Source organism: Parasedimentitalea denitrificans, from assembly GCF_011813015.1.
GTDB classification, from domain to species: domain Bacteria; phylum Pseudomonadota; class Alphaproteobacteria; order Rhodobacterales; family Rhodobacteraceae; genus Parasedimentitalea; species Parasedimentitalea denitrificans.
This window is the reverse complement of sequence record NZ_QHLQ01000019.1, coordinates 72,230-79,949: the sequence shown is the minus strand read 5'-3', so window position 1 is coordinate 79,949 and position 7,720 is coordinate 72,230. Positions and strand designations below refer to the sequence as shown.

At 55.4% G+C, this 7,720-nt stretch carries 5 protein-coding genes; all 5 read left to right on the top strand.

What is annotated here, in order from left to right; genetic code table 11:
* A partial coding sequence (locus DL239_RS16700) for a type VI secretion system contractile sheath domain-containing protein (protein ID WP_167685239.1) occupies window positions 1–3,079 on the top strand: 3,079 nt, incomplete at its 5' end.
* A 63-nt stretch (window positions 3,080–3,142) separates the two neighbouring features.
* Window positions 3,143–5,239, top strand: coding sequence for a type VI secretion system Vgr family protein (locus DL239_RS16695; protein ID WP_167685238.1), 2,097 nt, complete (start codon window positions 3,143–3,145; stop codon window positions 5,237–5,239).
* Window positions 5,240–5,248: 9 nt separating this feature from the next.
* Window positions 5,249–5,851, top strand: coding sequence for a DUF6931 family protein (locus DL239_RS16690; protein WP_167685237.1), 603 nt, complete (start codon window positions 5,249–5,251; stop codon window positions 5,849–5,851).
* Window positions 5,852–5,870: 19 nt separating this feature from the next.
* Entirely contained in the window at window positions 5,871–6,170 is a 300-nt protein-coding gene (locus tag DL239_RS16685) for a PAAR domain-containing protein (RefSeq protein WP_167685236.1), read from the top strand.
* A gap of 8 nt (window positions 6,171–6,178) precedes the next feature.
* Window positions 6,179–7,720, top strand: a complete 1,542-nt coding sequence (tagH, locus tag DL239_RS16680; protein WP_167685235.1) for a type VI secretion system-associated FHA domain protein TagH — start codon at window positions 6,179–6,181, stop codon at window positions 7,718–7,720.

Genomic DNA, 7,720 nt, shown 5'->3' with positions numbered 1-7,720 from the left:
GACGTCCGAGGATGACGGGTCGGACATTCTGAGCGACCTCGCTGCGGTGGAAGTGGCCGAGGAAGAAGACACCAGCTCCGACGATGCGCTGAGCAGTCTGGCAGCGGTTGAGATTGACGAGACGCCAGAGGATGACGGTGCGGATATCTTGAGCGAGCTCGCTGCGACGGAAGTGGTCGAGGAAGAAGACACCGGTTCCGATGACGCGCTGAGCAGCCTGGCAGCGGTGGAGATTGAGGAAACGCCCGAAGATGATGGTTCGGATATCCTGAGCGACCTTGCTGCGATTGAGGTGGATGAGGAAGATGACTCCAGTTCTGATGACGCCTTGAGCAGTCTGGCTGCCGTCGAGATTGACGATGCGCCTGAAGATGACGGTGCGGATATCTTGAGCGAGCTCGCTGCGACGGAAGTGGCCGAGGAAGAGGATACCAGTTCCGATGGTGCGCTGAGCAGCTTGGCGGCGGTGGAGATTGACGAGACGCCCGAGGATGACGGGTCGGATATCCTGAGTGAGCTCGCTGCGACGGAAGTGGTTGAGGAAGAGGACACTAGCTCCGACGACGCGCTCAGCAGTTTGGCAGCGGTTGAGATTGAGGAGGCGCCAGAGGATGATGGTGCGGATGTCCTGAGCGAACTCGCTGCGCTTGAAACGGATGCCTCCGATGATGCCGAACAAGATGATGACATTGATGATCTTGCATCACTGTTAGGTGACTTGGATGAGGATCCGGAGGAGGCCGAAGAGGATACTCTGGCCGACGTGCTAGGTAGTTTGGCAGAGCCGGACGAGGGCGAGGCGCAAGAAGACAGTATTGACGACATTCTGGGCGGCTTGGACGATCTGGACGATACAGCGTCGGAAGAAGACGAGGAGGCAGATAGCCTGGATGACCTTTTGGGGGATCTGGTCGCAGACGATGATGACGATCAGCCGGATAGCGATGCCGGAACCGACGATCTGGACGATCTACTAGGTGACCTGACTGGGGACGACGGCGGGGACGATCTGGATGATTTGTTCGCGGATCTTGAGGACGATGCTGCAGAGGATACAGCTGAGACCAATGAGTTGGACGACTTGTTGGGCGATTTGACCGGCGATGATGATAGTGGGCTGGATGATTTGCTGGGTGACGACACTGATGATGACGCCTCCGGAGACACCAGTGATCTGGATGATCTGTTGGGGTCACTGGATGACGATGCAGGTGAGGACAGCGAACCAGTTGGCGATGACTTGGACGACTTGCTGGGCGCATTGGGCGATGAGGACGATAGCGACAGTGCCAGTGGTGACGCCGATAGTGCTGCGGCGACAGAGGATGCGGGGGCTGTGAAACCCAGCCAAAATGACGAGCCCGAATTTGCCTATGGCACCATCAGTGCCGACCGCCCGGATCCTCAGAAACTGGAACGCAAGCGGTTCCGTCTGGCTATTCTGGGGGATTTCTCGGGGCGGGCTGCGAAAGGCATTGTCGAAACTGGCGATGATCTGGCGGCACGCCGGGCTGTTATTCTGGACCCGGATACTGTCGAGGATGTGATTGAGAGCTTTGCCACTGAACTGATGTTGCCGATTGGCAAAGATGGTGCTGGCATGACAGTGAAACTGGGCGAGCTGGACGACCTGCACCCGGATGAGCTGTATGAGAATGTTGAACTGTTTTCCGAACTTGTCGGGCTGCGTAAACAGTTGCAAAGCGGAGTTACAGCGGATCACGCTGCAAAAACTCTTCGGGCCTGGGGTGAAAAACACGGCACCCGTGTGAAACCACCCAAGCCCCGTTCTGGGGGCAATGCAGTTCCTGCGGACTGTCGATTAAGTGCGTTCCAACAGTTGATTGGGGACACCGATAACCAGCTGGCGCAGGCCTCTCCGGTGCAGGATTTGCTGGCGCGTGTGGTTGGGCCACATATTCGGGCGCTGCCAAATCCGGATATCGCCACAATGACCGAAGCCGTAGACGAGGCATTGTCGGATGCGATGCGTATGGTACTGCACCACCCTGAATTCCAATCGTTGGAATCGCAGTGGCGGTCATTGGATCTGATCGCGCGGTCTGTAGAAGACGACGATACGCTGGATGTGATGCTCTATGATATTTCGGCCGAGGAATTGGCGGTAGATCTGGCGGCAACCGAAGACCTGAGCGAATGCGGATTTGTCCGGTTGCTAACCGGTGAACCGCTGGACGAGGAAAACGGGCGCGGCGGGTATTCGGCACTGATCGGGCTATACCAATTCGAAGAAACCCCGCCCCATGCTGAATTGCTGGGTCGGATTGCGCGAGTTGCGGCGCATGTGGATGCACCGTTCTTTGCCTCGATCTCTCCGGCGTTTTTGGAAACGGAAAAGGACAAGCTGCCACCAGTCGTGACCAAAGCCTGGGATACACTGCGGGGTATGACCGAGGCTGGGCATTTGGGTCTGGTGTCGCCACGCTTTATGCTGCGGCGCCCATATGGGGCCAAGAGCGAACCGATCTATGAATTCCAGTTCGAGGAATTCACTGAGAGCGAAGGTCTGCGAGGGATGCTTTGGGCCAATCCGGTTGTGTTGGTTGCTATTCTGCTAGCCCGTTCTTTCAAACAAAATGGGGCCTCGATGGGGTTGGGGCAGATCATGTCGCTGGGCGACATTCCGTTCCATTATGTCAACGATCGCTTTGGCGATCAGGTCGCGCTACCCTGTACCGAACGCAATATCAATCTGGACAAAATCGCACTGGCGCAAGAGCGTGGGTTCATGGCTGTTTCTGCGGTAAAAGGCCGGGACGAGATCCGCTTGACCTCATTTTTGTCACTGGCAGGCAAGGAAATTCTTGGGCCCTGGTCAGGGGTTCCGGCGCCAGAGCCGTCGCCACCGGATCCAAAATCCGCTGCACCGACAACCGACGCGGCAGTTGATGAACTTGACGATTTGGGGCTAGACGATCTAGACCTTGGCAGTGATGGTGATGACTTGGGCCTGGATGATCTGGATGATCTTCTGGCTGGATTTGGTGACGACAACGATGGCGGCGACGATGACGATGCACTTGATGCTGAGCTCGCTGCGCTGTTGGACGATTTATGATGTTTATAGATAGCTTATCAACGTATTTTGTATGCCCGGTTTTCCCCGGTGAAAGGAGATTCCATGGCTGAAAGCAAACCGCATGAGCATAGCATTGTCTGGATGACTGGCAGCTATAAGACGCCTGATCTTCTGCTGAAGCGTGCGATCATTCGCGAAGGTCTGAGCAAGCTGACCGAAACAACGGTCGAGTTCCAGTGCAAAAACAAAGCAGTGAAACTGGAGCAAATTGTCGGTCAAACCATGAACCTGCATGTGATGACTGATGATGGCACGGATCAAAAGTATTCTGGCTTGTGTATCTCGGTTGAGAACCTAGGCATGAGAGATGGATATGGCCATTACGTGGCCGAGGTACGCCCGTGGTTCTGGTTGCTAACGCGCACCCAGGATTGCCGCGTCTTCCAGAACAAGTCGGCGGTCGACATCATCAAGGACCTGTTCAACGAACATGGATTCAGTGATTTCAGGGACCGTTTGAGCGGTAGCTACGAGTCCCGTGAATATTGCATCCAGTACCGCGAGAGCGACTTTGATTTCATCTGTCGCCTGATGGAAGAAGAAGGGATTTACTATTACTTTGACAGCACCAGTGACAAGAACGCACCGGAAAAACTGCTGCTTTGTGATGGTGTTAGCGGGCACTCTCCGATCAGTGGAGAGTCAACCGTGGAATTCCACGCGCGCGATGACGCTGACCGGAGGCGCAAAGATCACATCGCGGAATGGGGCCGCGAAGAGTCTTTGACGCGGGGCAAGGTCACGCTGAACGATTTCGACTTTCTGTCGCCATCTGCGGATTTGAAAGTGAACAACAAGATCGAGAAGGGCAGCCATAACCACAAGAGTTATGAAGTGTATGACTATCCGGGGCACTACCGCAAAGAAACCGGGCTGGGCGATACTCAGGCGCGGGTGCGAATGGAAGCCGAAGCAATAAAACACAAACGCTGGCGCGGTGCGTCGAGTGTGCGGGGGCTGGCAACCGGCTATACCTTCAAGATGAAGAACCACCCGGAAAAGGATGCCAACGCTGAATATCTGGTGGTCGACACTGTGCACTATCTGCAGGTCGCCGGGGATTTCTCTGAGCGTGAGGCCCAGAAAAAACGGCCTGACGGTGGCGAAATGCGCCATGACTTGAAAGCCAAGAACATGGAGTTCCCCGAAGAGATGAAGGGCGACGCCTATTCATCGACTTTTGGGGCCATTCCAAAGCAAGAGCAGTACCGTGCGCCATTGACGACACCTTGGCCTGAAATATCTGGGCTTCATACGGCTATTGTTACTGGTCCGGCTGGCGACGAAATCTGGACCAATGAACATGGCCAAATCAAGGTGCAGTTCCATTGGGATCGTGAAGGCGAGAGCGATGAGAAATCATCGTGCTTTGTACGGGTCGTCACGCCATGGTCCGGCAAAGGCTGGGGTATGGTGGCGGTGCCGCGTATCGGCCAAGAGGTGGTCATTCAGTTCGAAGAGGGCGATCCTGATCGACCGATCTGTACGGGTATGTTGTACAACAAAGACACCATGCCGCCCTATAATTACCCAGACGACCAGACACAGATGGGGTTCAAGACCAACTCGTCCAAGGGTGGCGGCGGCTATAACGAATGGATGTTCGAAGATAAAAAAGACGCCGAAATGATGCGGGTACAGGCGCAAAAAGACCACCAGATGTTAGTCAAAAACAAGTCGGTAGAGACTATCGGGTTGGATGAGATTGACGCTGGCGCCCATGACGAGGATGGTTGTGTTAGTCGGGTGGTGAAACAGCATGTGACTGAGACATTGCTTGATGGGGATCACTATTTCACCATCGAAACCGGTAGCCAGGAAATTGAGATTAAGACTGACAAGACCCAGACGATCGAAGGCAAGCACACCAAGACGATCACTGGCAACGATGCGACAACAGTCAAAACGGGGAACATGACCGTTGATGTCAGCTCGGGCAAAATCGAGATGACGGCAGCCATTGAAATATTGCTAACAGTCGGCGGATCCTCGATTAAGATCGATAATTCTGGGGTGACAATCAAAGGGCCAATGATCAAGGTCGAAGGCACGGCCATGGTTGAAGCCAAGGCTCCAATGACGACCGTTAAGGGGGACGCAATGCTAACCCTTAAGGGTGGTCTGACGATGATCAACTAGGTGGGACAGATGACGTTTGATAACCTGGTAAAAATGCCAACTGACCCGGTGGCCAAGCTGCTGTCACGGGCCAATGTTTTGCTGAAGACACCACTGGAAGCACCGCCAACGGCGGGTGCGTCTCAGGTGTTGCAAGAGTTGAGTGATAAGGGCGCACTGGTGGATCTGCTGCGATTGCTTGCAATCTTGCTGCCACCGCGTGAACGGGTGTGGTGGGCCTGTCTTGCGGCCCGCGATTACATTGGGCCGAAATCGGACATTGACCCGCCTTCGTTAACCACATCCGAGGCCTGGGTATTTGATCCGACGGATGAAAACCGTGATGCCGCGCGGATGACACTGGACCATGCATATGTCGATGATGACACCGTGAATTGCGCACTTGCTGTGTTGTACGCTGACGGCACCTTGGGACCGGGGGATTTGAAGCAATATCCTGCGCCTGCTGGGGCCTCGGAAACTGCGGCATTTGCCATGAATATGGTGGCCTTGTCGGAATTGTCTGATAAGTTTGAAGAGCATGGCCAGATTTTGGTTGAGCGTGCCGTGAATATTGGGCGCGGTGGAAATGGGCAAGCGGACTCTGTTCAACCCGCCAACGACAACGCGTAGCGAGAAGGAAGGTTAAGCCATGGGAATGCCCCAAGCACGTGTGACGGATCTACATGCCTGCATGTTGCCTTCGATTCCGCCACCGCCCGTACTGCCGGTGCCAATTCCGATCATGCCGCCCTGCGCGGTGACCGTTTTGGTTGGCAAGTTGCCGGCCGCGCGATTGACAGATATGGCTGCTGCAGTGCCGCCGCATCCGATCATAAAAGGTTCGGCAACTGTTTTGATCTGCAGCCTTCCGGCAGCCCGGATTATGGACAACGCAGCCTGTGGCGGCATGATCGCCAAGGGTGAGTTCACAGTTTTGGTCGGAGGATAACGCCACTTATGGGTGTGACACTAAAATTTCAAAGCTCGGGCACCATTCCCGGTGATTCCGCACCGGTCCCGATGCGAGGTCCAAGCCTGACGGTTGGTCGTGGCAACAGCAATGATCTGGTGCTGCCGGATCCTGATCAGCTGCTGTCGCGTACACACTGCGTGATCGAAGACCACAACGGTAATGTCGTCGTGGTTGACCTCAGCTCGAATGGGACGTTTCTGAACTATTCAAAAATTCCGCTGGGACGAACACCGACGCCGCTGAATAATGGTGATGTGCTCTGCATCGGCAATTACGAGATGGTTGTAGAAATCCGCGACGAATTGGCGGACATTGGCGATATGATCGCGGCCCCAGCCGCACAGGGGCAGGCATCGCACGGGATTGCCGAAAACGCGCCTGATCCTATGGACTTGCTTGATGACGCAGGGCCGGGTGGTGATTTTCTGGATGACCTGCTGGGTGGTTCGCAGCCTACTGGGCCATCACAAATGAACCCGGTTGACCCAATCGACGATTTGTTGCCGCCCATGGGTGAAGACGAAGATCCGTTTTTCCAAAAAACCTCTGACGGGCGTGAGGGTGAAGGCGCGAGCCTGCCGAGCCACAGTGCCTCGACACAGGATGCATTTGCGCCGCAGGTAGCCCAGGGCACCTCGGCGATCCCAGACGATTGGGATGATGACTTTTTGTCCGGCATAGGCGAAGTTTCAACGCCAACGCCAACGCCAACGCCAACGCCAACCGCTCCACCAGCAGCAGCGCCGGTTGCTGCACCGGTGCCTGCCACTAACGTTGACCCGTTTATTGAACCCTCTGATCAGGTTACGGCGACCCCGACACCGAAACCTGTGGCCCCACCTCCACCGCAAAAGCCAGTTGAGGCGCCCGTTGCACCCCCGCAACCAGTCGCAACACCTGTGGAAACAGAAGCTCCGGCGGCAGTATCTGCTGACGGCGACCAGACAGCGGCAATCAATGCGTTCCTGACTGGGCTGGGTGTTGAAGATATGGAGATCAAGCCCGAAGATCAGGGAAACACCATGGGCCGCATGGGGCGGGTTATGCGTACTCTGGTCACTGGGCTGCGCGAAATCCTGATGACGCGGGCGTCGATCAAATCCGAATTCCGGATCGAACAAACGATGATCTCGGCCGGCGGCAATAACCCGTTAAAGTTCTCGATCACTCCTGAACAGGCGATCGAGGCGATGGTGCTGCCAGCCACCCGTGGCTATCTGAGCCCGGAAACCGCTGCTGAACAAGCGCTTGATGATATCAAGGCACATGAAGTGGCGATGATGACGGGCATGGAAGCCGCGCTAAAAGGTGTTCTGGGCCGACTGGACCCCAAAGTTCTGGAAACCCAAATTCAGGACCAAGGCGGCATTAGTGGGCTGCTGAAAGGCAAAAAGGCCAAGTACTGGGATGTCTATGAGCGCCTGTATTCTGAGATATCAGATCAGGCCGAAAATGATTTTCATGAACTGTTTAGCCGCGAGTTTTCGCGCGCCTATAAGCAGCAACTGGACAGATTAAAGCAATAA

Bases quoted from the DNA above. Each gene is read 5' to 3' on its own strand.
- DL239_RS16695 (WP_167685238.1), top strand. From the start codon at position 3,143: ATGGCTGAAAGCAAACCGCATGAGCATAGCATTGTCTGGATGACTGGC.
- DL239_RS16690 (WP_167685237.1), top strand. From the start codon at position 5,249: ATGACGTTTGATAACCTGGTAAAAATGCCAACTGACCCGGTGGCCAAG.
- DL239_RS16685 (WP_167685236.1), top strand. From the start codon at position 5,871: ATGGGAATGCCCCAAGCACGTGTGACGGATCTACATGCCTGCATGTTG.
- tagH (WP_167685235.1), top strand. From the start codon at position 6,179: ATGGGTGTGACACTAAAATTTCAAAGCTCGGGCACCATTCCCGGTGAT.